Source organism: Flavobacterium flevense, assembly GCF_900142775.1.
In the GTDB taxonomy this organism is placed as follows: domain Bacteria; phylum Bacteroidota; class Bacteroidia; order Flavobacteriales; family Flavobacteriaceae; genus Flavobacterium; species Flavobacterium flevense.
In genome coordinates, this window is record NZ_FRCC01000003.1 from 65,046 (window position 1) to 90,260 (window position 25,215).

General features: G+C 35.6%; 18 protein-coding genes. 2 read left to right on the forward strand and 16 right to left on the reverse strand.

Going from position 1 to position 25,215, the window contains the following annotated elements:
- Positions 1-164: 164 nt before the first annotated feature.
- A complete protein-coding gene (locus BUB89_RS06365; protein ID WP_083552576.1) occupies positions 165-1,592 on the reverse strand; it encodes a sensor histidine kinase in 1,428 nt (475 codons plus the stop codon).
- A 262-nt stretch (positions 1,593-1,854) separates the two neighbouring features.
- Positions 1,855-4,458: an ATP-dependent chaperone ClpB gene (clpB, locus tag BUB89_RS06370; RefSeq protein ID WP_073243172.1), complete on the reverse strand. Its 2,604-nt coding sequence runs from the start codon at positions 4,456-4,458 to the stop codon at positions 1,855-1,857.
- Positions 4,459-4,607: 149 nt separating this feature from the next.
- Here clpB and ytxJ point away from each other — a divergent pair, with 149 nt between their 5' ends.
- On the forward strand, positions 4,608-4,997 hold the full coding sequence (ytxJ, locus tag BUB89_RS06375) for a bacillithiol system redox-active protein YtxJ (protein ID WP_073243174.1): 390 nt from the start codon (positions 4,608-4,610) through the stop codon (positions 4,995-4,997).
- Between the two features lie 246 nt (positions 4,998-5,243).
- Here the strand turns inward: ytxJ and argH are convergent, their stop codons facing one another.
- From argH to BUB89_RS06450, 14 genes are all read right to left on the reverse strand, one after another.
- Positions 5,244-6,524, reverse strand: coding sequence for an argininosuccinate lyase (gene argH / locus BUB89_RS06380; RefSeq protein ID WP_073243176.1), 1,281 nt, complete (start codon positions 6,522-6,524; stop codon positions 5,244-5,246).
- A gap of 153 nt (positions 6,525-6,677) precedes the next feature.
- Positions 6,678-7,748, reverse strand: coding sequence for a M20 family metallo-hydrolase (locus BUB89_RS06385; RefSeq protein ID WP_073243178.1), 1,071 nt, complete (start codon positions 7,746-7,748; stop codon positions 6,678-6,680).
- Between the two features lie 103 nt (positions 7,749-7,851).
- Complete coding sequence (gene argB / locus BUB89_RS06390; RefSeq protein WP_073243180.1) at positions 7,852-8,631, reverse strand: acetylglutamate kinase; 780 nt, start codon at positions 8,629-8,631, stop codon at positions 7,852-7,854.
- A gap of 43 nt (positions 8,632-8,674) precedes the next feature.
- On the reverse strand, positions 8,675-9,625 hold the full coding sequence (locus tag BUB89_RS06395) for an N-acetylornithine carbamoyltransferase (RefSeq protein WP_073243182.1): 951 nt from the start codon (positions 9,623-9,625) through the stop codon (positions 8,675-8,677).
- Between the two features lie 73 nt (positions 9,626-9,698).
- Positions 9,699-10,460, reverse strand: coding sequence for a glutamate 5-kinase (gene proB / locus BUB89_RS06400; protein ID WP_073243184.1), 762 nt, complete (start codon positions 10,458-10,460; stop codon positions 9,699-9,701).
- A 37-nt stretch (positions 10,461-10,497) separates the two neighbouring features.
- Complete coding sequence (locus tag BUB89_RS06405; RefSeq protein ID WP_073243186.1) at positions 10,498-11,694, reverse strand: glutamate-5-semialdehyde dehydrogenase; 1,197 nt, start codon at positions 11,692-11,694, stop codon at positions 10,498-10,500.
- Positions 11,695-12,220: 526 nt separating this feature from the next.
- On the reverse strand, positions 12,221-13,357 hold the full coding sequence (locus BUB89_RS06410; RefSeq protein ID WP_073243188.1) for an aspartate aminotransferase family protein: 1,137 nt from the start codon (positions 13,355-13,357) through the stop codon (positions 12,221-12,223).
- Positions 13,358-13,588: 231 nt separating this feature from the next.
- On the reverse strand, positions 13,589-14,566 hold the full coding sequence (argC, locus tag BUB89_RS06415) for an N-acetyl-gamma-glutamyl-phosphate reductase (protein ID WP_073243190.1): 978 nt from the start codon (positions 14,564-14,566) through the stop codon (positions 13,589-13,591).
- Between the two features lie 268 nt (positions 14,567-14,834).
- Positions 14,835-16,028 carry an argininosuccinate synthase gene (locus BUB89_RS06420; RefSeq protein WP_073243191.1) on the reverse strand — a complete coding sequence of 398 codons (1,194 nt, stop codon included), beginning with the start codon at positions 16,026-16,028 and terminating at the stop codon, positions 14,835-14,837.
- A gap of 37 nt (positions 16,029-16,065) precedes the next feature.
- The gene (locus BUB89_RS06425; RefSeq protein ID WP_073243193.1) at positions 16,066-16,731 is read right to left on the reverse strand and encodes a GNAT family N-acetyltransferase; all 666 of its coding nucleotides are present in this window, start codon (positions 16,729-16,731) and stop codon (positions 16,066-16,068) included.
- A 430-nt stretch (positions 16,732-17,161) separates the two neighbouring features.
- Positions 17,162-18,346: a hypothetical protein gene (locus BUB89_RS06435; protein ID WP_073243795.1), complete on the reverse strand. Its 1,185-nt coding sequence runs from the start codon at positions 18,344-18,346 to the stop codon at positions 17,162-17,164.
- 134 nt (positions 18,347-18,480) lie between these two features.
- On the reverse strand, positions 18,481-19,950 hold the full coding sequence (locus BUB89_RS06440) for an MFS transporter (protein ID WP_073243197.1): 1,470 nt from the start codon (positions 19,948-19,950) through the stop codon (positions 18,481-18,483).
- Positions 19,951-20,134: 184 nt separating this feature from the next.
- Positions 20,135-20,842: a LytR/AlgR family response regulator transcription factor gene (locus BUB89_RS06445; RefSeq protein WP_073243199.1), complete on the reverse strand. Its 708-nt coding sequence runs from the start codon at positions 20,840-20,842 to the stop codon at positions 20,135-20,137.
- On the reverse strand, positions 20,839-21,885 hold the full coding sequence (locus BUB89_RS06450) for a sensor histidine kinase (protein WP_073243201.1): 1,047 nt from the start codon (positions 21,883-21,885) through the stop codon (positions 20,839-20,841). The genes BUB89_RS06445 and BUB89_RS06450 overlap by 4 nt, the downstream gene beginning before the upstream one ends.
- Before the next feature lie 250 nt (positions 21,886-22,135).
- Between BUB89_RS06450 and BUB89_RS06455 the strand changes: the two genes are divergently transcribed.
- The gene (locus tag BUB89_RS06455) at positions 22,136-25,207 is read left to right on the forward strand and encodes a SusC/RagA family TonB-linked outer membrane protein (protein ID WP_073243203.1); all 3,072 of its coding nucleotides are present in this window, start codon (positions 22,136-22,138) and stop codon (positions 25,205-25,207) included.
- Positions 25,208-25,215 lie beyond the last annotated feature (8 nt).

Consider the following 25,215-nt stretch of genomic DNA (forward strand, 5'->3'; position numbering starts at 1 on the left):
TCCTCGTGTAGTGCAACGGAACGAGATAAAGGCAAGAGCAGGAGGGAAGTACTTATGGAAAATTATCCGTTATGCTCCTAAAAAAAAACACCAGCCGTGATGACTGGTGTGGTATGGTTAATCTTGTTAGATTTAGACACTCTGATAGGATTTTACGTAATGTATTATTGTGCTGCAGGAATGTAAATGTTAAAGGTGGCACCCTTATTTAATGTGGCATGGGCGGTAATAACGCCATTATGGTTTTCTACTATTTTTTTAGCAATGGTGAGCCCTATTCCGGTGCCTTCATATTTTCCTTTTTCATGCAGGCGCTGGAAGATTTCGAATATTTTATGTTTGAATTTTGGGTCGAAACCTATTCCGTTATCAGCAATGCTAATATGATGGTAATCCATTTTCAGAGCAGGTTTTTTAGTGTCTGACGGGTTGTATTCTATAAAATCACACTTGATGGTGATGTGTGATTTCTGTTCCGGGCTGCAAAACTTAAGGGAATTATTGATGAGGTTTTGCAACAGCTGACGAAACTGAAAAGGGATAATGTTAACGTTGCAAAGGGGATAGACTTCGATGGTGGCTTCTTTTTCCTGTATCTGTTCTTTGAGCGAAGCCATTACTTCCTGAACAATTTTATGAAGATCGCTGATTTCAAATTTCCTTTCGGTAACGCTGGTGCGGGAGTAGGCAAGGAGATCATTGATGAGATTTTGCATGTGCAATGCCGAAAGCCTGGTGCGTTCTACATAATATTTTCCTTTTACAGATAAATTTTCAGACTCTTCCTCGATGATTCTGGCAGAAAAAGCCTGAATTTTCCGCAAAGGTTCTTGTAAATCGTGGCTTGAAATGAAGGTGAAAGACTGGAGTTCTTTATGGGCAATGAGCAATTCGGCGGCACGTTTTTCTTTCTCTTCGTTTTGATAAGCCAGCTCTTTATTAGCTATTACGAGTTCGGCGGCGCGTTTTTCTTTTTCCTTATTTTGATAAATAAGCTCTTTGTTGGCGATGATTACTTCGGCAGCCCGTTTTTCTTTCTCAGTAGCCTGAATTTCCAGTTCTTTGTTGGCGATTATCAATTCGGCAGCCCTATTTTCCTTTTCCTGATTTTGATAGGCGAGTTCGATATTAGCGAGTACCAGTTCGGCAGCGCGTTTTTCTTTTTCTTTATTTTGAAAAACCAGCTCCTTGTTAGCGATGACTAATTCGGCGGCACGTTTTTCTTTTTCAATGATCTGAAATGCCAATTCTTTATTAGCAATTATTAATTCGGCTGCTCGGTCTTGTTTTTCCTGATTCTGATAAGCAAGTTCGATATTGGCAATTACCAGTTCGGCAGCGCGCTTTTCTTTTTCCATGTTTTGAAAAACAAGCTCTTTGTTGGCGATAATTAATTCGGCAGCGTGTTTTTTTCTTTCAATAACCTGTAGTGCCAGTTTTTTATTGACTATCATTAATTCGTCAGCACGTTTTTCCTTTTCGATGTTTTGAAGAGCAAGTTCTTTATTGGCGAGGATTAATTCTTGGGCATAATTAGTGTCTTCTGGCTGAAGAGCATTATTTGTAGTTGCGGGGATTGATTTTTTGCTCATCTATTTTTGGGATATCTTCCAAAGGTAGTTAAGTATATTGAGATTCAGTTATTTTCAGTGGAATGTTCCCATAATCTGAAACCGCTTTTTAGGAATTAGAAAAAGAGAAGTATAGTAAAAAAAACACCAGCCGTGATGACTGGTGTTAGGGGATTTTGTTGTTGTGTCATTGCGAGCACAGCGAATGGAGCGTAGCTAATCTCACTAAGTTATTCAACTTATCTGCTCTTTGTAGTGAGATTGCTTCGTTCCTCGCAATGACTTATACCGACTCAGTTTGATTTCTAAAAACCAAATGTCCGTCAAAAGCATCCAGAAGGATAATGCTGTCGGTGGTGATTTTGCCGGCCAGAATTTCTTTGGACAGCTGGTTCAACACCTCTCGCTGAATGACACGTTTTACAGGACGGGCTCCAAATTGCGGGTCAAATCCTTTGTCAGACAAGTACGCAATGGCTTCCGGTGTGGCGTCCATCGTAATGCCTTGCTGTGCCATCATCTTCGTTACTGATTTGAGTTGGAGGCCTACAATTTGCGCAATATTAGCATTGGTCAGCGGTGTAAACATCACAATTTCGTCAATACGGTTGATGAACTCCGGACGTACAGTTTGCTTCAGTAAGCCTAAAACTTCTGTTTTGGCAGCTTCCGTTGCGGCTTCAACGCTACCTTTCAGGTTTTCAAATTTCTCCTGAATAATCTGGCTTCCCATATTAGAAGTCATGATGATAATGGTGTTCTTGAAATCGGCAAGGCGTCCTTTGTTGTCTGTCAAACGACCTTCGTCCAAGACCTGCAACAAGATGTTAAACGTATCGGGATGCGCTTTTTCAATCTCATCCAGTAAAATCACCGAATAGGGTTTTCTACGTACTGCTTCGGTCAATTGTCCGCCTTCATCATAACCCACATATCCCGGAGGCGCTCCTACCAGGCGGCTCACAGCGTGGCGTTCCTGATATTCACTCATATCAATACGCGTCATGGCGTTTTCATCGTCGAATAAATATTCGGCTAAGGCTTTTGCCAATTCGGTTTTACCCACACCGGTTGTTCCCAGGAATAGGAAGGTTCCCACAGGTTTTTTCATGTCCTGCAATCCGGCACGGCTACGGCGTACGGCATCACTCACGGCTTCAATGGCTTCTTCCTGACCTACCACACGGCGGTGCAGTTCTTCTTCCAGATGCAGCAGTTTTTCACGCTCGCCCTGCAGCATTTTCACTACCGGAATTCCGGTCCATTTAGCCACCACTTCGGCAATGTCTTCACGGGTGACTTCTTCTTTTATCAACGAACTTCCACCGGATTGATTCTCTTGTAGCTCTTTTGTTAATTTGTCTAATTGTTCCTGAGCTTCTTTGATTTTTCCGTATCTTATTTCGGCTACTTTTCCATAATCACCATCACGCTCGGCACGTTCGGCTTCGTATTTAAAGTCTTCGATTTCTTTTTTAACCGCCTGAATGTTATCTACAACGTCTTTTTCGGTTTTCCACTTGGCGAAAATTTTGTTTCTTTCTTCTTTCAGGTTGGCTAATTCCAGACCTAAAATTTTCAATTTCGCCTCGTCTTTTTCTCTCTTAATCGCTTCAATTTCAATTTCGAGTTGCATTATTTTACGGTCTAAAACATCCAGTTCCTCCGGTTTTGAATTAATCTCCATTCGGATTTTTGAAGCGGCTTCGTCCATTAAGTCGATGGCTTTATCCGGTAAAAAACGATTGGTAATATAACGTTGCGACAATTCTACCGCAGCAATAATGGCTTCGTCTTTAATTTGTACCTGATGGTGTGTTTCGTATTTTTCTTTGATACCACGCAAAATGGAAATGGCACTTTCGGTATCCGGTTCTTCGATTTGTACTTTTTGGAAACGACGTTCCAGTGCTTTGTCTTTTTCGAAATATTTTTGGTATTCGTCCAAAGTCGTTGCCCCAATTGCTCTTAGTTCTCCACGAGCCAGAGCCGGTTTCAGGATATTTGCGGCATCCATAGCGCCTTCGCCACCGCCTGCACCTACAAGTGTGTGGATTTCGTCAATGAAAAGCACAATATCTCCTTCGGCAGAAGTAACTTCTTTCACTACCGATTTTAAACGTTCTTCAAATTCTCCTTTGTACTTCGCACCTGCAATCAAGGCTCCCATATCCAGTGAATACACGATTTTTTCTTTCAGGTTTTCAGGAACGTCGCCATCTACAATACGGTGTACTAATCCTTCGGCAATGGCGGTTTTACCCACACCGGGTTCTCCCACAAGCATCGGGTTGTTTTTGGTTCTTCGGGTTAGGATTTGTAATACTCTTCGAATTTCTTCATCACGACCAATTACCGGATCCAGTTTGCCTGATTTGGCCAACTCGTTCAGGTTTTTAGCGTATTTATTCAACGAATTATAGGTTTCCTCAGCCGATGCCGACGTAACTCTTTCGCCTTTACGTAATTCATCAATGGCTGCTTTCAATCCTTTTTCGGTAACGCCCTGATCTTTTAATATCTGGGATACTTTAGACTTAGAGTCAAAAATAGCTAAGATTAAATGCTCGATAGAAACATATTCATCGTTCATTTTTTTAGCAATATTTTCGGCTTCGTTCAATGCTTTATTGGCATCGCGTGAAAGCATCACATCACCGCCCGAAACTTTGGGGAAGCTTTGAATGGTGCTGTCCAGAACCTGTAAAAACAACGGCACATTTACATTGAGTTTTTTCAAAATAAAAGGTGCCACGTTTTCATCCACTTCAAAAATAGCTTTGAAGAGGTGTTCGTTTTCTATTTGCTGTTGGCCATTACTCTGAGCAAGTTGCTGAGAATGCTGAATAGCTTCCTGCGATTTAATGGTAAATTTATTAATGTTCATTTTTTTATAGATTTGGTTTGAAACTTAATACTTAACTTTGCAGAAAAGGGACAAATTATATTCCATCTATAAAATTACGGACAAAAAGGCATTTAAAAGCTGATTTTTATCATTTTAAAACGCCAAAAAGTCAGAAAATATGTCAAAATATGAGTTTTTTAAAAAATATTTTCGGGAGTGACGAAACTCCAAAACAACAAGAGTCTAAAATAAACTGGGTAAACCTGACCGATATGGATCAGTTAGGCGAAATCGTTTTTAATTCGAATGAGAAACCGGCGGTTATTTTTAAGCACAGTACCCGTTGCAGTATTAGCAGAATGGCTTTAAAGCAATTTGAAAGGGAGTTTGATTTGCAGGATGAGGTTACGCCTTATTTTCTGGATTTAATCGCTTATCGCGAAATTTCGAATGAAATAGCGAATCGTTTTAATGTGTATCATGAGTCGCCACAGCTTCTTTTGATTAAAGACGGGAAATCGGTTTATGATGCTTCGCATTCGGATATTGATGCTGTGGCGTTGAAAGGGAGGCTGTAGTGTTTTTTAGCCACGAATTCACGAATTATAATTCCTTTTTTTACTGCAGATTACACAAATTTTCGCAGATTTAAAGGATTTGAAAGGTTTTTTAGCCACGAATTCACAAATTAAATTTCCTGTTTTTTTACCGCAGATTACACGAATTTTAGCAGATTTATATTTGAAAAATTAAAAGCCACGAATTCACGAATTATTATTTTTAATTCGTGAATTCGTGGCTTTAAATATATTTGAATTTTCTTTTTAAAAAGCGCGGTTCATTTTTCCTTTGATTTCTTTCAGGCAAAGGTTGTTGATACTTCCTTCGTGGGTGTGTTTCGTTTCTTTTGGAGATTGGTAGGTTCCGGCTTCTAATTGCTCGGCAACGGCTTTGTAAGCATCTCTAAAAGGCATTCCGGCAACTACCATTTCGTTTAAGGTATCTACGGTAAACAGGTAATTGTATTTAGGATCGTTTAAGATTTCGTCTTTTACTTTGATGTCTTTAATAGAGAAAATAGCAATGTCCAGACAAGCTTGCAGGTTTTGGATAGCAGGAAACAATCCTTCTTTCAATAACTGCAAATCACGGTGGTAGCCACTTGGAAGATTATTAGTAATCAAAGTGATTTCGTAAGGTAAGGCCTGAATTTTGTTGCATTTTCCACGGATTAATTCAAAAACATCGGGGTTTTTCTTGTGCGGCATGATGCTGGAACCTGTAGTTAAATGAGCAGGTAAAGAGATAAAATCAAAATTCTGACTCATGTACAAACACACATCCATAGAAAACTTAGCCAGAGTTGCCGCCACACTGCTCATAGCAAAAGCGACTGTTTTCTCTGATTTTCCGCGGCTCATTTGTGCTGCCACCGAATTGTATTTTAAGGTTTCGAAACCTAATTCTTTTGTGGTATAGCTACGGTTGATAGGGAAGGAGCTTCCGTAACCGGCAGCCGAACCTAAAGGGTTTTGATCTACTACTTTTAAAGCAGCATTCAGCATCGTGATATCGTCAATCAAAGTTTCGGCATAAGCTGAAAACCACATTCCGAATGAGGATGGCATGGCGATTTGTAAATGGGTGTACCCCGGCAATAATACATTTTGATGTTGTTCTGCCGATTCCATCAACAAATCAAACAATGTTTTTACTTGTGTTTTAAGGTCTTTTACAACGTCTTTTAAGTACAAGTTGACATCGACTAAAACCTGATCGTTACGGGAACGGGCAGTATGGATTTTTTTTCCGGCATCGCCTAATTTCACCGTTAAAAGATATTCTATTTTGGAGTGTACATCTTCAAAACTGTCTTCGATTTCGAAATCTCCTTTTTCAACATCAGCGATAATTTCGTTTAACGCAAGTACTAATGAATCTGTTTCGGTCTGGGTCAATAAACCTATCTGTCCCAGCATTTTAGCGTGAGCAATAGAACCTAAAGCATCATATTTAGCTAATACTAAATCCAGTTCACGGTCGTTTCCTACTGTAAATTGTTCTATTTGTTTATCGGTTGGTATTCCTTTTTCCCAAAGTTTCATACGATATTTATTTTTTGTTGAAGGACAAGTCGCGACTTGTCCGTACTTATTATCCTTTATAATTTTTAGCCCCGATAGCAGCGAAAATCCTTTTTATCCCTTCTTTTGGGATAAAAAGATTGCAGCGAATAGCGGGATTAGCTCCTGAATATTCTAAATTTTAAAGAAATCGCTTAGTATTTTGATATACAATTCGATTCCTTCTTCGATTTCGTTCAAATAAATAAATTCATCTGCCGAATGCGAACGCAGACTGTCTCCAGGTCCTAATTTTAATGATTTACAATTCAAAACCGATTGATCAGAAAGGGTAGGAGAGCCATAAGTGGTTCTTCCCAGTGTGATTCCTGCCTGAACTAATCCGTGAGAAACAGGGATAGATGAGGCGTTTAAATGCATGGATCGCGGATTTACTTCGGCGTCAACATTAGCTCTTACCGTTTCTAAAATCTGACTGTTATTGTAGCAATCATTTACCCGGATATCTACGACCAAATCACATTCTGACGGGACTACATTGTGCTGTTTCCCGGCATTGATTTGAGTTACCGTCATTTTTACAGGTCCTAATTGCTCCGAAACTTTTTCGAAAGAATAGTTTTTAAACCATTCCACGATAGGCAATGTTTTATAGATGGCGCTGTCATCGTTTTGATGAGCCGCGTGACTTGGTGTTCCTTTTACCTTTACATCCAGGACTAATAATCCTTTCTCAGCAACGGCTAATTGCATTAAAGTAGGCTCGCCCACTATAGCGCATTCCAGTTCCGGTAAGTGTTTTAAAACGCTGTTTAAACCGTTTTTTCCGCTGCTTTCTTCTTCTGCAGAAGCAACCATTACAATATTATGTGCTAAGTTTTCTTTTTCATAAAAATAGACAAACGAAGCCAATAAGGAAACCAGACAGCCTCCGGCATCATTACTGCCTAAACCGTATAATTTTCCATCCTCAACAATAGCTTTAAAAGGATCATTAGTATACGCCTGATTAGGGCGTACGGTATCGTGGTGTGAATTTAATAAAAGGGTAGGTTTGTTTTTGTCAAAGTGTTTATTGAATGCCCAAACATTGTTGTTCTCTCTCTTGAAAGGTATTTCATTTTGGTTAAACCAATTTTCTATTAAAAGAGCTGTTTGTTGTTCTTCACTTGAAAAGGAAGGGGTTTCAATCAGGTTTTTTAATAGTGTAATTGCTTCTTGAGTAAGTGTTTCGATGTTTTTCATTGTGTTTTGTTTTTCCAATAAGAATTTACTCTTGGAGTTTTTTTAGAAGTTTTTCTTCTAATTTTTCAACGGTTGTTTTTTATTTAAAAAAAACGACTGTTGCTTATAATTGGATGCTTGTGCATACAGCAGCTGCATTTTTTAACATTTTGTGATGTCCTATTCGGATTTTCTGAACCCCTTTAGACAAGCTGTTAAAACAATTATCTAATTTAGGAATCATCCCGGAATGGATAGCACCTTCTGCTTTTAATTGGGCATAAAGCTCAGAATTTATTTGTTCAATTACGGAGTTTTCATCTTCAACATCGGTCAAAACGCCTGCTTTTTCGAAGCAATAATTCAAAGTTACTTCGAATACTTCTGATAAAGCTATCGCTAATTCGCTGGCAATAGTATCCGCATTTGTATTTAGTAATTGACCGTTTTTATCGTGGGTGATAGCGCAAAAAACAGGAACAATTCCGTTAGTAATTAAGGTTTCTAATAAAGGTGTATTTACTTTTTGTACATCACCTACAAATCCGTAATCAATCGTGGGATGATTTCTTTTAGTCGATTGAATCAAATTTCCGTCAGCTCCGGAAAAACCCATCGCATTGGTATTATTAGCCTGTAACTGCGCAACAACATTTTTATTAATTTCGCCGGCATAAATCATCACTACAACATCAAGCATGGGTTGGTCAGTAATGCGTCGTCCATCAATCATCTGAGGGACTAAACCAATACTTTGCGCCATTTTAGTTGCTGATTTTCCACCACCATGAACAAGTACTTTATTGCCTTCTATTTTAGAAAAATCAGCAAGAAACTGCGTTAATTCTGTGGGATTATCAATGATATTGCCGCCTATTTTTATTATCGAAAGTTGTTGTTTCATTATTTTAAAATTTTGAAGTACTGGTAAAATAGTAGTTTCGGTATTACTTATACACTTTTTTTAATATTTTTTCTAATACTAACTGAGCAGCATAGGTTCTGTTATTGGCCTGCTGAATTACAATGGAGTTTTCACTGTCAATTACTTCATCGGCAACAATTACATTACGTCTTACCGGCAAACAATGCATGAATTTGGCATTATTAGTCAAAGCCATTTTTTCGGCTGTTATTGTCCAGTTGGTATCCGCATTGGTAATTTGACCGTATTCTATATAGTTACTCCAGTTTTTTGCATAAATGAAATCGGCATTTTCAAAAGCCTTATCCTGATCGTGTTCTATTTTAGAATCTTTGGTAATTTCAGGATTCAATTCGTATCCTTCCGGATGCGTAATCACAAAATCAGCATCTTGTAACTGCATCATTTCTACAAATGAATTGGCAACAGCCTGAGGTAAAGCTTTAGGATGTGGTGCCCATGTTAAAACAACTTTTGGTCTGTGAGGTGTTTTAAATTCTTCCATAGTAATGGCATCTGCCAATGATTGTAATGGATGTCCCGTGCAACCTTCCATGTTTACAATAGGCACTGTAGCGTGTTTTAAGAAACCGGACAATACGATTTCGGCATTGTCTTTTTCTTTTTCTACCAATCCGGCAAAAGCTCTGATAGCGATAATATCACAATATTGAGACACTACTTCGGCAGCTTCTTTGATATGTTCTGAAGCGCCCTGACTCATAATAGCACCATCTTCAAATTCAAGTGTCCAGCCTTCATTAGTAAAGTTCATTACCATTACATTCATGCCTAAATTCAAGGCTGCTTTTTGAGTACTTAAGCGGGTTCTCAAACTAGGATTAAAAAATAACATTCCTAAGGTTTTGTGTTTTCCCAGTTTTTTATTCTTAAGAGGATTGGCTTTTATTTTAAGTGCATCCTGAACCCATTGGGATAAGTTGTCAATATTTTGAATGGAAATGTAGTTCATAGTGTAGAGGGTTATTTGTTAATCAGTTATTTGTTTATTGGATATCCAAATCAACAAATCACCGAATAGCTTCTTATATTATTTTAGTAAAAAGTATTTCGTTTTTTAATGCGTTCAATATAAAATTGTCGTTGAGACCATTCACAATCCAGGTTTCAATATTAGCTTCTTTTGCAATGGCTGCAGCTTCTATTTTAGATTGCATTCCGCCTGTTCCATGAGATGATTTTGATTCGCCAATTTCTTTTTCTAAAATTGTTAAATCATTTACAATCGCTATGGTTTCAGGGTTTGGATTGCTAATAGATGCTTTTGTGTAAATTCCATTGGTGTTTGTAGCAATAATCAAAATATCAACTTTTAGTAATACGGCAGCTAAAGCTGCTAATTTATCATTGTCACCAAATTTAATCTCATCCGTAGCAACGGTATCATTTTCGTTGATAATAGGAATGTAATTATTCTTTACTAATACGTTGATCGTATTTACAATGTTTTTCTTGGTCTGTTCTTTTTCGAAATCAGAATAAGAAAGCAAACACTGCGACGTATTTAAACCTAAATCCTTAAAGTTTTCATTGTAAATCCGCATTAAATGAGGCTGACCTATTGATGCTAAAGCTTGTTTGATAAAAACATCTTTATCATTATTGTCTAATTTGACAAATTGTTTTGCCGCAGCAATAGCCCCGGAACTCACAATGATAAATTCATATTCGTCATTTAAAGCAGCGATTTGCATACCAATATCCTCAATCTTTCCTCTCGAAATATGATTGGTTTCCTTGGTTAGCGTGTTGCTTCCCAGTTTTAATAAAATTCTTTTCTTCGCCATTCTTTTTTATTTTGTACAGACAAGTCGCGACTTGTCCCTACCTGATTTGCCCTTCGCCGTAAATATACCATTTATTGGTAACCAAATGCTGTAAACCAATAGGTCCTCGTTGGTGTAATTTATCGGTACTGATAGCTAATTCTCCACCTAAACCAAATTGTCCTCCATCCGTAAAACGGGTAGAAGCATTGTGATAAACTGATGAAGCATCAATATTTTCCATAAATTCCTGAGCTAAATCCCGGTTTTCAGTAATGATTGAAGCAGAGTGTCCTCCACAATATTTATTAATCATTTCAATCGCAGCCTGGTTTGAATTTATTGTTCCAATGACAATTTTGTAATCCAGAAACTCTTCGTACCAAATCAAATCATTTTCTATCGCAGGAACCTGAGTCGCTTTTGCGAAAGCGTCATCACCTAAAACAGTTACGTTGAAGTTCTTTAATTTAGTAACTAATTCATTAGCAAATGACTCCCAGTTGGGTAGATTTACATCAATTAATACTTTATCTAAAGCGTTGCAAACTGATATGTTTGAGGTTTTTCCGTTGATAATAATGTTCATGGCTTTGTCCAAATCGGCATCGGCACTTACATATACAAAATTGTTTCCGCGACCACTTACAATCACCGGACAACTTGCGTGTTTTTTAGTAAACTCAATCAGTTTTTCACCACCACGAGGTACAATTAAATCCACTCTTTGTGTTGGTTTTTCTAAGAAAGCCTGCGTTTGTACCCGGTCATAATTCAGATATTCGACCCAGTCAGTTGAAACTCCATTGCTTTCCAAAGCTTGGTGCCAAAGGCTTACAATCTTCTGGTTTGAAAGCAAGGATTCTTTTCCGCCTTTCAACAAAATTTTATTTCCTGATTTGAAAGCGATTCCGCCAGCTTCCACCGTTACATCAGGACGCGACTCGTAAATAATCAAAATCGTTCCAAAAGCAGCCGTTTTATTGCTGATTCTCATTCCGTTCTCATGAGTAAATTCATAACGAACCTGACCCACAGGATCTTCCTGACTAGCCAATTGTTGTACCGAAAGTATCATTCCGTCCACCTTAGCATCATCAACGAGTAGCCGTTTCTCCATAGCTAAGTCTTCACCGTTGTAATTGGCTAAATCCTGTTGATTGATAGCTTTCAAAGCTTCTCTTTCTTGTTCTAAAAGATCTGCCATCGTATTCAATACCGCGTTTCTTTTTTCTATGGATAATAATGTACTCATTTTGTTCTAGTATAAATGTTATTTTGTTTTGGACGTGTCCCTTCGTAAAAAAAACTCAGGGTCGGGCTATTCGCTGCAATCTTTTTTATTCATTTCCGCTACGCTACAATTAATAAAAAAGGATTTTCGCTGCTATCCCTCACGCAAACCAATCTTTGGCTTAAAAAAAACAGTCCTTATCTTTTTAATTTGCCCTGCCCCGCAAAGTCTGTGACTTTGTGGATGCGTTTGAAGGTTTTTAACCTTCGTTTTGTATGCGGTCAGAGACCGCTTATCACTTCCTCAAAGTCGGAGACTTTGCGGAGCGACCTTTAAAATTTTTTTAAATCTGCGTGAAAATAATAGCACGCTGATTTTACAGATTTTTACATTATTTTTAATTGTTACAACTAAAAATCTTGCTCCGCAAAGTCTGTGACTTTGTGGATGCGTTTGAAGGTTTTTAACCTTCGTTTTTGTTTATTCGGTCAGAGACCGTTTATCACTTCCTCAAAGTCACAGACTTTGCGGAGCGATGAGCGAAATGTTATTTCAATTCTGCCAGACTTTCTTGTAATGCTACGATAAAAGTATCAATTGCATCCGTTGTAATTGTCAATGGAGGAAGGATTCTCAATAAGTTTTTATTATTGGCTCCACCTGTAAAAATGTATTTTTCAATAATCATTTTCTTTCTCAAAGCACTCACGTCAAAATCAAATTCGACTCCTAACATCAGTCCTCTTCCTTTTACTTTGATGATTTCAGGAATTACTTTAATGGCTTCAAAAAAGTATTCAGATACTTTATTCGTGTTTTCGATTAGGTTTTTAGCTTCCATCACGTCTAAAACAGCAATTCCTGCAGCACAAGCCAAATGGCTTCCGCCAAAAGTAGTTCCTAATAATCCGTAACTTGCCTGGAATTTAGGAGAAATCAAAACGCCTCCAATAGGGAAACCGTTCCCCATTCCTTTAGCAGTAGTTACAATATCCGGATGGATTCCGTGGTGTTGAAAAGCAAAGAATTTTCCGCTTCTTCCGTAACCTGATTGTACTTCGTCCAAGATCAAAACTACGTCATTCGCTTTACATGCTTTTTCCAAAGCCTGAAAAAACTCAGTTGTTCCCTGGTCTAAACCACCAACACCCTGAATAGGTTCAATTATAACCGCACAAACATCACCTTTTTGCAATTCAGCTTCTACCAAATCAATTTGGTTCAACGGCAGGAAAGTAACCACTTGTTGTGCGTTTAATGGCGCTACAATTTTTTTGTTATCGGTAACTGCAACTGCTGCCGAAGTTCTTCCGTGAAACGAATTGTCAAAAGCAATTACTCTTGATTTATTCGTATGAAAAGAAGCTACTTTTAAAGCATTTTCATTGGCTTCAGCACCAGAACTACAAAGAAATAAGCTGAAATCAGTCAAGCCCGAAGCTTTTCCTAATTTCTCTGCTAATTCTACCTGTAAGGGATTCTGAATCGCATTCGAGTAAAAACTCAAATTATCCAGTTGTGCTTTTACTTTAGCCACATAATCCGGTTGGGTGTGACCAATAGAAATCACTCCGTGACCGGAGTATAAGTCTAAATATTCAATTCCTTTATCATCTGTAATGGTGCAATCTAATGCTTTTACAGGTGTAATAGGGTATAATGGGTAAACGTCAAATAAGTTCATTTTTTTCCTCCCCCTAACCCCCTCCAAAAGAGGGGGAATAAATATGTACAACGGGGGGTGTTGCTTTTGAGTTTTTATTTATTCTTTCTCTCTTTAGAAGAGAAAGAATAAATATTTCACGATTATATTAATTTAATTTATTTTTAATTATTTAGTCGCTAAAGACTAAAATAATTGACAATGTTGATAAAGGCTTGTCTCCCTCCCCTTCGGGGAGGGCTGGGGTGGGGATTAAAATCCACACGGTTTCAAATGCAATCCTGTAGTCTCGTCTAATCCAAACATTAAATTCATGTTTTGAATTGCCTGACCAGAGGCGCCTTTTAATAAATTATCAATTGTTGATGTTATTAAAACCCGGTTTCCTTTTTTCAATAAACTAATAATACATTTGTTCGTTTGTACTACCTGCTTCATGTTGATGTTAGTAGTTGTAACGGTTACAAACGGTTGATCAGCATAAAAAGCTTCGTATTTAGCCACTAAATCTTCTAAACTTTCTTCTGATTTTGTATATAATGTTGCAAAAATTCCTCTTGGAAAATCACCTCTGTTGGGAACAAAAATTAATTCGTCACTATACGAAGCCTGCAATTGATTGATGCTTTGATTGATTTCGCCCAAGTGTTGGTGTTCAAATGCTTTGTAATGAGAGAAGTTGTTGTTTCTCCAGCTAAAATGAGAAGTGGCAGCTAAACCAACTCCGGCACCGGTACTTCCTGTTGTGGCATTGATGTGAACATCATCATTCAATAATCCATCAGCTGCTAATGGCAGTAAAGCCAGTTGGATAGCGGTAGCAAAACAACCTGGATTAGCAATATAATTCGCTTTTTTAATATCGGATTTGTTGAGTTCAGGCAAGCCGTAAACAAATGTTTTTCCGTCAAATACTTTGTCTTTTGTCAAACGGAAATCGTTTCCTAAATCGATGATTTTTGTGTTGTCAGAGAATTTATTGTTCTCTAAAAACGAAATTGATTTTCCGTGACCCAGACATAAGAAAAGTACATCTACATTAGGATTAACGGTATCAGTAAAATTCATTTCGATATCACCCATCAAATCCTGATGTGCAATTGAAAGTGGTTTTCCGGCGTTGGTTGTACTATACACAAAATCCAATTTAGCATTAGGGTGGAACATTAATATTCTAATTAATTCTCCTGCTGTGTATCCTGAACCTCCAATTATTCCAATAGTAATCATAATCTTTATTTTTTTATTGAACCATTAAGAAATTAAGGTTATTAAGCTTAATGAAACTTAATTTCTTAATGGTTTAAAATTGTGTTTAAGTTTTAGATAAAACTCAGACTTTTTTAATTTGAAAACATTCTTAAAAAGCAAAATGTTTCTTTTTAGCCCCGATTGCAGTGAAAATCCTTTTCCTTTTTTAAGGAAAAGATTGAAACGGAAAGCGGGACGATTGTTTCCTATAAAGCAAATGTTTCTGCTCCAGAGAAAACTTTATATGCTATTCGTAAGTTTCATTGTTTACAGATGAAAATATGTTTTGAGCATTACCTAAAATTTTGATAAATCCTTTAGCGTCATCTGAAGTCCAGGCATTGTTCATTTCGCCATACTGACCAAAACCGGTATTCATTAAATCATTTTCAGATTCGATTCCGTCTAATGAAAAATGATACGGTTTCAACGAAACAAAAACTTTTCCGTTTACTGTTTTTTGAGTATCCTCAAGGAAAGACTCGATGTTACGCATTACAGGATCTAAAAATTGACCTTCATGGAATAACATTCCGTACCAGTTGCCCAATTGTTCTTTCCAGTATTGTTGCCATTTTCCAAGTGTATGCTTTTCTAATAAATGGTGCGCTTTGATGATGATAAGCGGAGCAGCAGCTTCAAAACCAACTCTTCCTTTGATCCCGATAATAGTATCACCCACGTGAGTATCCCTGCCGATAGCATAAGCACTGGCTAATTTTTCAAGTGCTACAATATTATTCGAAGGTTTATCAGCTACACCGTTTACGGCTACTAATTGGCCGCCTTTGAATTCTAAAGTTACTTTTTCTTCTCCTTCTTTCGTTAATTGAGAAGGATACGCTTCACTTGGTAAAGACTGGTGAGAAGTTAAGGTTTCTTTTCCGCCTACACTTGTTCCCCAAAGTCCTTTATTGATAGAATATTGTGCTTTTTCCCAGGAATAATGCACGCCGTTTTTAGACAGATAATCTACTTCTTCCTGACGAGATAATTTCAAGTCACGAATAGGAGTGATGATTTCGATTTCCGGAGCAATAGTCTGGAAAATTAGGTCAAAACGAATTTGGTCATTTCCGGCACCGGTACTTCCGTGTGCGATGGCACTTGCGCCAACCGATTTTGCATATTTTATAGCTTCAATTGCCTGAAAAACTCTTTCAGCACTTACTGATAGTGGATAAGTATTGTTTTTTAGAACATTACCATAAATCAAATATTTAATGGCTTTGTCGTAATATTTGTCTAAAATAGTCAGGTTAGCGTGTTTAGCGCTTCCCAATTCGTAGGCTCTGTCTTCAATCGCTTTTAATTCGGCATCATCAAAACCTCCTGTATTAATTAATACGGTGTGAACTTCATATCCTTTTTCATTTTTTAGATATTTAAGGCAATATGAGGTGTCTAAACCTCCACTATAAGCTAATACAACTTTTTTCATTTTTGTAACTATTATATATGCTATCCGCTTTTGGCTTTTAGCTGATTAGATTTAATTTTTTAAATAATTTGACATATTCGTCTTTATTCTCTAAAAACAAAGCTTGTTTGATTTTCTTTAAACGATTCCAAATCCGGACATTGAAAGGATGTTTAGGCGGATCTTTAGGTTTTTCGGCAGGATCATAAAGCATTCCTGTACACAAACACATTTTGTAATCTTTACTTTTTAAGATTTCAAAATTAGTACAGGTTTTACAGCCGGACCAAAAGGTAGGATCGCTGGTTAACTCAGAAAAAGGCACGGGTTTGTATCCTAAATCAGAATTAATTTTCATCACCGCTAAACCGGTTGTGATTCCAAAAACTTTAGCACCCGGATATTTTTTTAAGGAATAATCAAATACGAAGGTCTTTATTTTTTTGGCTAAGCCTAAATTTCTAAAATCAGGATGTACAATCAATCCGGAGTGAGCAACAAATTGTCCGTGTTGCCAACTTTCGATATAGCAGAAACCTGCAAAGTCACCGTTTTTATCTAATGCGATAACGGCATCCCTTTTTTCCATTTTTTTCTGGACATATTCAGGAGTTCTTTTTGCAATTCCGGTTCCTCTCAATAGGGCAGACGCTTCTATCGTATCACAAATAATTTGCGCATACTTAAAATGTTCTTCCTGAGCTATAACAATAGAGATATTCATTTCAAAAGATGAATTTTGGGTTAAAAAAAGTTGAATAATTATATTTTAGTTTTGAACCTTTTTTGAAATTGCTTGCAAAATTAACATAATAAAACCAACAAGAAAAAATGTAGGAATATAAAATAAATAAAATTTCACTTTCTGGATATATAAACCCAACGGATAACGGCTGTAATTTCAATGTGGTACTAATAAAATAATGAATATAATAAAACAAAAACATTTTTAGATACTATACAAGTATCCGTACTTCGGGCGAAGTAACTGGTTTGTCTATCCGTGACAATGTAGTAATATGTACACTTTTGTAATTCATTGCAGCAAAAGTAAGCATATTTTTGAAACTGAACACGGTTTTACAATTTATTTTAACATTTGGATACTCAGTTTAAATAGTTTAAATCTATTACAGATTACTCCGTAGGGTGGATTAATTACTAAATTTGTTTTTAGTAAAAATGTCTTTTAATCTCAGTTTTAAATCTTCTCCGGTGTTGTAAACCATTTGTTCATTGCTGGGAAACGGAACTAATTTTCGATTAAAATAAGAGTAATAAGCTTCTTCAGTAGCTCTTTTATCACCTTTGTAAGTTGCATAATCATTCCTGAAAACAGATTCAGAGGCTAAAGGAAAACTTTGTAAAAGCTGTTTGTTTTTATAATCAATATAATCCACATTGGCATTAATCTGACATGCTTTAAACTGATTAAATTCTCTTATTCTGATGACAATGGTTTTTAAATTATCCACTTTAATCACTTTTCCAAGGCTGTCTTTTACCTGCTTTCCGTTTTTATCTAAAAGATCTTTTAGACCATCTTTTATTATTTTTTCTTTAACAAATTCCTTTTCTTTAATTTGTTCCGGCGTGATATTGATGGCTTTAAAATTAACAATAATCTGGTAGTCATAGTGCACCTGATTTTGAAAAGTATTGTGATAAACGGTCCATTTATCATTCATCCCAAAAGTGTTAAAATCCAATAAATCATTTTGCAAAGCCACAGGAATAACCATATTAGTCTGATTGCGCAATGCTACATTTACATAATACCTTCCTTTGTTCAGTGCTTCTTGCTGAAGTTGTAAGCTGTTGCTGTAGTTAGGATTAATCTGATTCAGATATTCTAAATCGTCATACGCTTTTCTGATTTGCATTTTATCGGAAGATTTTAATAATGCCACACTATTAGCATATAAAAACTTAGATAAGGCAGTTTTACTTTCTGCAATTTGTTTGTTATAATTATCGAATGGAAATTTGGCATTCTTACCTTCTTTTAGAAATTTTAAAGGAAGCAAAGGTTTGATTTTTTCCTGTCTGTTGTTTAACAGAGCATAAGTATTAAAAATTTTCTCCAGATTCAATGGATTTTTCTCCTGTTCTAAAAGGTTTAAACTGTTTAAATCTCTTTCTTTTGCTTTTGCAAAAGCTTCTTCGAGTAAATAAACATAATCCTGATTTCCTTTCTTGTCTTTATTGGAACGCAAATTATAAATGGCATTATCAATGGCTTCGTCATAATTGCCGGAAGTCAGCAGGTTTCGGGTTTGTTTTACACCACAAGAAGTAATAAAAAGGATGCTTATAAAGAGGAGTAATTGTTTTTTCATTTTCAAAATTTTGAACAAATATATTTTTAAAAAAGCAATTAATCTATAATTTAAATCCCGAATCTGGTTTTCAAACAAAAAAGTCACCAAAAATAAATTTTGATGACTTTTTTGAATACTATAATAAAGCTTTTCTAGTGAGCTCCACCTTCGGTTTCGACATGAAAAACACCTTGTTTTTTTAGAATCCTTGGACAGTAAAAACCATAAAAACCTAAATAGGCAAATCCTAAAAGCGGTACAATATAAGAGAAATGAGTCCATGAAATCCCCATAATTCCTTCGGGATTACTTAAATCAATATCACATATTCCTCCCTGAATCAATGGAATTATACCACCTCCCAGAATCATCATAATCAGAAAAGAAGATGCTTTTCCGGTATTTTTTCCTAAACCAGCAATGGCTAAGTCAAAGATAGAAGGCCACATAATGGATAAGAACAATCCGCCGGAGATAAAAAAGAACATTGCAATTTCTTTATCGGGACAAACTAATCCAATAAACATCATTAGTAAGCCTGAAATCCCATACAGCATTAGCGTTTTTCCGGCATTTTTTCCGCCAATAAAACTAACAAATATGAAAATCAAGATCCAAACCGGATAGATATAAAAAGCAGAAACATCGTGTTGCGCAAAAATATTGGCAAAAATAATAACTCCAAAAGCCAGAGCAGGTACGATGAATTTAAGAGCTGTATTTACCATTTTAGAAGTATTAAATACGTTGACTCCTCCATTCCAGCGACCAATCATTAAACTCCCCCAATACAAAGCGATAAAAGGAGGGATGGCTTCTTCTAAAATATTTCCAAATTCACGAGTGTGTAATAAAGCCGGAAGATTACTGATGATGGTTACTTCGGTACCTACGTAAATAAAAATGGCAAGCATTCCTAAATACAATTGTGGATAATCCATAATGCTGAAATTTTTATGACCATCCTCAATTTTAGCTTCCTCTTCTTTAACCGGATCTTCAATTTTAGATAACAGCATAAAAATAGCTACCAGAATAAAAGCCAATCCAAGGATTATAAAGGGAAGTTTGATGTCTTCAAGAGAAAGCGTTGTGTTTTTATTGTCACCCATTCCAAATAAAGCGATACCAAGTAAAATAGCACCAATAGTGGTTCCGAATGAATTAACTCCTCCGGCTAATGTTAATCGGTGTGCTCCGGTTACAGGACTTCCCATTTTTATAGCTAACGGATTAGCTACAATTTGCTGGATTGAAAAACCTAATCCAACCGTAAAAAGGGCTGTTAAAAAGAACGGGAAACTTTGCATAGTTGCTGCAGGAACAAACAGGAAGGAACCAAATGCTGAAAGCATTAATCCGGCAGCCAGTGTTTTTTTGTATCCAAATCTTTGTAATACATCAGACTTTAAGGATATCAGGAAAAAAATTAAAGAACCCACAAAATACGCGGCATAAAAAGCCCAGGCTACTAATTGTGACTGAACTTGGGATAAAGTAAATACTTTTTTAAAGACAGGTATTAAAATGTCATTGGCGGAGCCCACAAAGCCCCAGAAAAAAAATACGGTTACAAGGGAGATAAATTGTCCCCATTTGGTTTGTGAATTTTCAGAATTCATAATTTTTAAGGTGTTATTTTTAGGTATGTGTTTTTTAGTTGCCGTAAATGTATGTTTTTAGTAGGCAACTAAAAAATAATTTATACATAACACCTGAATAAAAATACGAACGACATTTTTTAAGATATAAACGACCTGAATTAATTAAAAAAATGCTGAAAATACTATAGCTGAAGCAAGATTTTTATTCTAAAATTCTGCTCTTTACGTCTTTACTGTAGTTTCTCCCGATGGGTAATGTAAAGTTCATAATCTGGATTCGGTTTCCTTCTATAAATTTAATTTTATTTAATGCAATTGTATATGATTTGTGAATGCGGGCAAATTGATCTTCGGGTAATTCTTCAGACAATGAAGTTAATGATCTGTGCGTAATATAAGTTTTATCGGTTGTAACCACCTTTATGTATTCTTTCATTCCTTCGATAAAAAGAATATCATCAATAAAAATTTTCACCATTTTTTTATCCACCTTAAGAAACAGGTGTGGTTCAACTCTGAAATTTTCAACTTTAATATTGCTTTTAAAATTAATTTCAGTCATGATTTTGTTAATACACTTTATGAATCGTGGTAGCGGAATAGGTTTTACCAGATAATCTAAAACATCCAGGTCATAACTTTCGGCAGCAAACTCTCTAAATGCAGTGGTGATAATAATTTTGATTTTGTTCTTGTTTTCAATTAATTTAACAAGTTCAAATCCGGTCATCATAGGCATATTAATATCTAAGAATATCACATCTACAGCATTGTTGTTAATGTAATCCAGACCCATTATGGAGTTTGTAAATGTAGCGACGATTTCAAAATCAGGAAAATTACTAAAATAATTCTGCATCACTTTCATAGCAAGTGGTTCATCATCTATTATAACACATTTAATTTTCATTTTTGAAGTGGTATTTGCAGGTTAACAATGTAGTAATTAAACTTAATTTTTTGTTCCAATGTGTAATTGTTTTTAAAAATTAATTTTAATCTCTTTCTGGTGTTTGTTAATCCAATTCCGTTAGTAGATTTAGTATTTTCCGATTGCATAAAATTATTGATGATTACAAAATCTAATATATTGTCATTAATGATTTTAAAATTAATTCGGATACTTAGATTTTTGTTGTTATATCCTCCATGTTTAAAAGCATTTTCTAAAAGTGTAATAAGTAAAAGCGGCGGGACTTTAACATTATCAACATTAGAATTAATAGTAATGTTTACTTCGGCATTTTCAAAGCGGAGTTTTTCAATTTCGATATAATTTTGAATATAGTTTATTTCATGAATTAACAACGCATAGTTTTCTTTTTCAATACCATAAAGTACATATTCCATCAAACCGGAAAGCTTAAGAATAACATCAGGTACCTTATCTGATTTTTCTAATGAAAGCGCATAAAGGTTATTCAGGGTATTAAAGAAAAAATGAGGCTGAATCTGGTTTTTCAGGTATTTTAACTTAATCTTAAATTGTTCTTCTCTCAGAACTCTGTTTCGCTCTCTTTCTTTCAGCCATATTAACGTAAGATAAATAGAGGAAGCCATTGCAAGAACATATAATTCTCCTATACAAACCGCAATGATGTGATTGATTTCAAATGATTTGTATTCTCTGTTGGCTTCAGGCCAAATATTATTGGATATCAAAGAATAAGTAAGACCTGTTTTTAGTAAATATACAACAAACAAACTCACTAAAAGCAATGCTACATAGGTGATGTATTTGCCTTTTAAAACATAACGGGGAACTAAATAAAACAGGTTTAAGTATACCAGCGGAATATGGATAGAAAATTCAATAAGGTTTGAATTAAAAGAATATCCGTAATCATTAAAATAAGCACCCCAACGAAGAAAATTTAAAATAAAATAAATAGTCCAGAACCAAAAATGAAATTTAAATTTTATGTCAAATTTTATATCTTTTATCTTACTCATTTCAAAAACAACTAAGTATTAAATTATTAAAAAAATTAAGTATTTGTTTGGGATTTGATAGCTAATATAGGATGTTTTATAATAGAACACATAAAAACAATTAAAAAGTTATAAAAAATAAATTATGATTATCCTGTCATAGATGGATTTATGTCGTTCGTTTAAAAAAAGATACTGTTGGTTTAATTTATTTTTTTTAACATTATCTTAAGAATAAATTTACCGCTATAACTAACAAAAATAAATAAATATGAAAAAAATTATCTTAATCTTTATGATTGTTTTTACGGCGCAGGTTTCTCTTGCTCAGGTAAAAAATGTCAAGGGAGTTGTTACAGATTCTGACGGAGGACCTTTACCAGGAGTGTCTATCGCTGTACAAGGTGTGCAAAAAGGAGTCAGTAGTGATCTTGACGGTAAATTTACTATTCAGGTGCAAAAAGGACAAACTTTAATTTTTAGCTATGTAGGTTTAGAAACCCAAAATATTGTAGTGGGTGATGCTGAAACGATGAATGTAAAATTATTAGCAGCAGCATCAAATACGCTTAATGAAGTTGTGATTACTTCATTAGGTATTAAGAAAACAAGAAAATCTCTTACTTATGCTGCTCAGGAACTAAAAGGTGAAGAGCTGACACGTGTGAAAGATGCAAATGTTATTAATACTATTGCGGGTAAAATTGCTGGTGTAACTGTAACTAAAAGTTCATCAGGAACAGGAGGATCTACAAAGGTAGTCATTCGTGGAAATTCTTCTATTACTAACAATCAGCCTTTGTATGTTATTGATGGTGTACCGTTGTATAATTCAGGTTCAGGTCAGCCAAATGAATCTTTTGGTAATTTGGCCGGAGGTAATCGTGATGGAGGAGATGTTGTTTCTCTTTTAAATTCAGATGATTATGATGGTATGACTGTTCTTAAAGGTGCATCTGCTACTGCTTTATATGGTAGTGAAGGAGCTAATGGTGTTATTTTACTGACATCTAAAAAAGGAAAAGAAGGAAAATCAAATTTTGTAGCTTCTTCTGTTACTACTTTCGAAACAGCAGCTTATTTGCCAGAATTTCAAACCGATTATATCGCTGCTGCAGGTGCTGAAGAATCATGGGGAGCAAAACAAGCTTTTAAGGATCATGTGAAAGATTTCTTTAATACAGGAACTACACAAATAACATCATTACGATTCTCAACGGCTTCATCAGTTGCTTCAACAAGTATTTCTTATGCTAATACTTCGGCAACAGGTATTATTCCTGGAAATTCTGTTAAGAAAAACAACTTTGGAATAAATCAGTCAGGTAAGTTTTTTGATGACAAATTAACGGTTACAGGAAAAGCAAATTATACCAGTCAAACAGCAGTAAATCGTCCTGTGAATGGCTTTTATTTTAATCCGCTGACTGGGGTTTATTTGATGCCAAGAGGAAATGATTTTAATTCTTATAAAGAAAATTTCGAGGTATTTGATCCGGTAAGAAATTTAATGGCTCAAAACTGGATGACAGACAGAGATATTATGCAAAATCCGTATTGGGCAATAAACAGAAATAAATCTGAGGATAAGGACAATTATTTTAATGGAACTTTAGGATTGAATTATAAAGTTAATGATTGGTTAACAGTGGCTTCCAGATATAGTTTTAACCGTGTAGAACGCAACTTTGAGAAAAAGATTTACGCCACTACTCAAGGAACTCTTTCTCATGTAAATGGTAGATATATTGATATAAAATCGATAGGAACGCAACGCTATGGAGACATATTAGCAACAATTAATACCAAATTTAATGATGATTTTAGTTTTGTAGCTAATATTGGAGCAAGTATAAAAAACACCGTTTCAGATGATAAGACTGTTTTAGATTCCGGTATTGGAGGAGGTTTGGCTTATGCGAACTGGTTTACGTTAGGGAATTTTGTTAATAATGCCGAAAATATTCAGACTATTGGTGATAAAAGAGAAACTCAATCCGTTTTTGGAGCGACAACTTTTGGTTATAAAGATTATTTGTTTTTAGATGTTTCAGGCAGAAATGATTGGTCCTCTACATTGGTTAATACAAATAAAAAGGCTTTCTTCTATCCATCTGTTGGTTTGACAGCTATTATAAGCGATATGACAACAATGCCGGACTTTATCAATTTTAGTAAAGTCAGAGCTTCTTATGCACAGGTGGGTAATGATATTTCAGCATTTGTAACTTCCCCAACTTCTACTATTAAAGGAGGTGTTATTACGAATCCAACAGTAGGTCCAAGACCGGGAGAAACGTTGAAACCAGAATTGAAGTCAGAATTTGAAATAGGTACAGAATGGAGAATGTTTAATAACAAATTAGGTCTCGAAGTATCTTACTATAATTCGGTAACTAAAAATCAATATGTACAAGTTCCTGCACCATCAACAAATCCATATGGTTATATTAATTATGGTTTTAATGCCGGAAGTATTGAAAATAAAGGTGTCGAAATTATTTTAACCGGAAAAATAATTAATAAGGATAAATTTAATTGGGATACAACAGTAAACTTCTCTAAAAATAAAAACACAGTAAAAGAAATTCCATCAGAATTAGGAGGTCACATCAATTTAACTGATCCGGGGGTTAATAGCTACCGATATGCATTAGTAGAAGGAAGACCATTTGGAGTTATTGAAGGAATTAAAGTGAAGAAAGATGATCAGGGAAGAGTGCTTATGGCTGCACCTCAATATGACGGAAGCGGAGCATTAATTGCAGGAAGTGATCAGGTTATTCAAAAAAGTGCTGATTTTGAAGAGATTGGTAATTCAAATCCGGACTTTATGATAGGTTTTTCAAACTCCTTTAGAATGGGAGCATTTACAGCAAATGTTTTAATTGATGGTCGTTTTGGTGGGAATGTAATGAGTCTGACTCAGGCACAAAATGATTCTTTCGGAGTTTCTAAAGCAAGTGGTGATGCCAGAAATAACGGGGGAGTTGCTCTTAATGCAGTGTACCCTGATGGTTCTCCATATGCAGGAAAAATGAATGCTCAAACTTATTACTCACAAATAGGAGGCAGAGCAGGTGCAACGGGAGAATATATTTACGATGCAACAAATGTAAGTGTCAGAGAAATTTCTATAGGATATAGTTTTAACCCTAAAGTTTTACCTTTTATTCAAGCAGCAAGCATTTCACTTATTGCAAGAAACTTGTTCTTTATTTATAAAGATGCTCCTTTTGATCCAAATATTGCAATGAGCACCGGAGAAGGTTTACAAGGTGTTGATATCTATGGATTACCTTCAACCAGAAGTATCGGTCTTAATTTAAATGTAACTTTCTAATATAAAAT

Bases quoted from the DNA above. Each gene is read 5' to 3' on its own strand.
- BUB89_RS06365 (WP_083552576.1), bottom strand. From the start codon at position 1,592: ATGAGCAAAAAATCAATCCCCGCAACTACAAATAATGCTCTTCAGCCA.
- clpB (WP_073243172.1), bottom strand. From the start codon at position 4,458: ATGAACATTAATAAATTTACCATTAAATCGCAGGAAGCTATTCAGCAT.
- ytxJ (WP_073243174.1), top strand. From the start codon at position 4,608: ATGAGTTTTTTAAAAAATATTTTCGGGAGTGACGAAACTCCAAAACAA.
- argH (WP_073243176.1), bottom strand. From the start codon at position 6,524: ATGAAACTTTGGGAAAAAGGAATACCAACCGATAAACAAATAGAACAA.
- BUB89_RS06385 (WP_073243178.1), bottom strand. From the start codon at position 7,748: ATGAAAAACATCGAAACACTTACTCAAGAAGCAATTACACTATTAAAA.
- argB (WP_073243180.1), bottom strand. From the start codon at position 8,631: ATGAAACAACAACTTTCGATAATAAAAATAGGCGGCAATATCATTGAT.
- BUB89_RS06395 (WP_073243182.1), bottom strand. From the start codon at position 9,625: ATGAACTACATTTCCATTCAAAATATTGACAACTTATCCCAATGGGTT.
- proB (WP_073243184.1), bottom strand. From the start codon at position 10,460: ATGGCGAAGAAAAGAATTTTATTAAAACTGGGAAGCAACACGCTAACC.
- BUB89_RS06405 (WP_073243186.1), bottom strand. From the start codon at position 11,694: ATGAGTACATTATTATCCATAGAAAAAAGAAACGCGGTATTGAATACG.
- BUB89_RS06410 (WP_073243188.1), bottom strand. From the start codon at position 13,357: ATGAACTTATTTGACGTTTACCCATTATACCCTATTACACCTGTAAAA.
- argC (WP_073243190.1), bottom strand. From the start codon at position 14,566: ATGATTACTATTGGAATAATTGGAGGTTCAGGATACACAGCAGGAGAA.
- BUB89_RS06420 (WP_073243191.1), bottom strand. From the start codon at position 16,028: ATGAAAAAAGTTGTATTAGCTTATAGTGGAGGTTTAGACACCTCATAT.
- BUB89_RS06425 (WP_073243193.1), bottom strand. From the start codon at position 16,731: ATGAATATCTCTATTGTTATAGCTCAGGAAGAACATTTTAAGTATGCG.
- BUB89_RS06435 (WP_073243795.1), bottom strand. From the start codon at position 18,346: ATGAAAAAACAATTACTCCTCTTTATAAGCATCCTTTTTATTACTTCT.
- BUB89_RS06440 (WP_073243197.1), bottom strand. From the start codon at position 19,950: ATGAATTCTGAAAATTCACAAACCAAATGGGGACAATTTATCTCCCTT.
- BUB89_RS06445 (WP_073243199.1), bottom strand. From the start codon at position 20,842: ATGAAAATTAAATGTGTTATAATAGATGATGAACCACTTGCTATGAAA.
- BUB89_RS06450 (WP_073243201.1), bottom strand. From the start codon at position 21,885: ATGAGTAAGATAAAAGATATAAAATTTGACATAAAATTTAAATTTCAT.
- BUB89_RS06455 (WP_073243203.1), top strand. From the start codon at position 22,136: ATGAAAAAAATTATCTTAATCTTTATGATTGTTTTTACGGCGCAGGTT.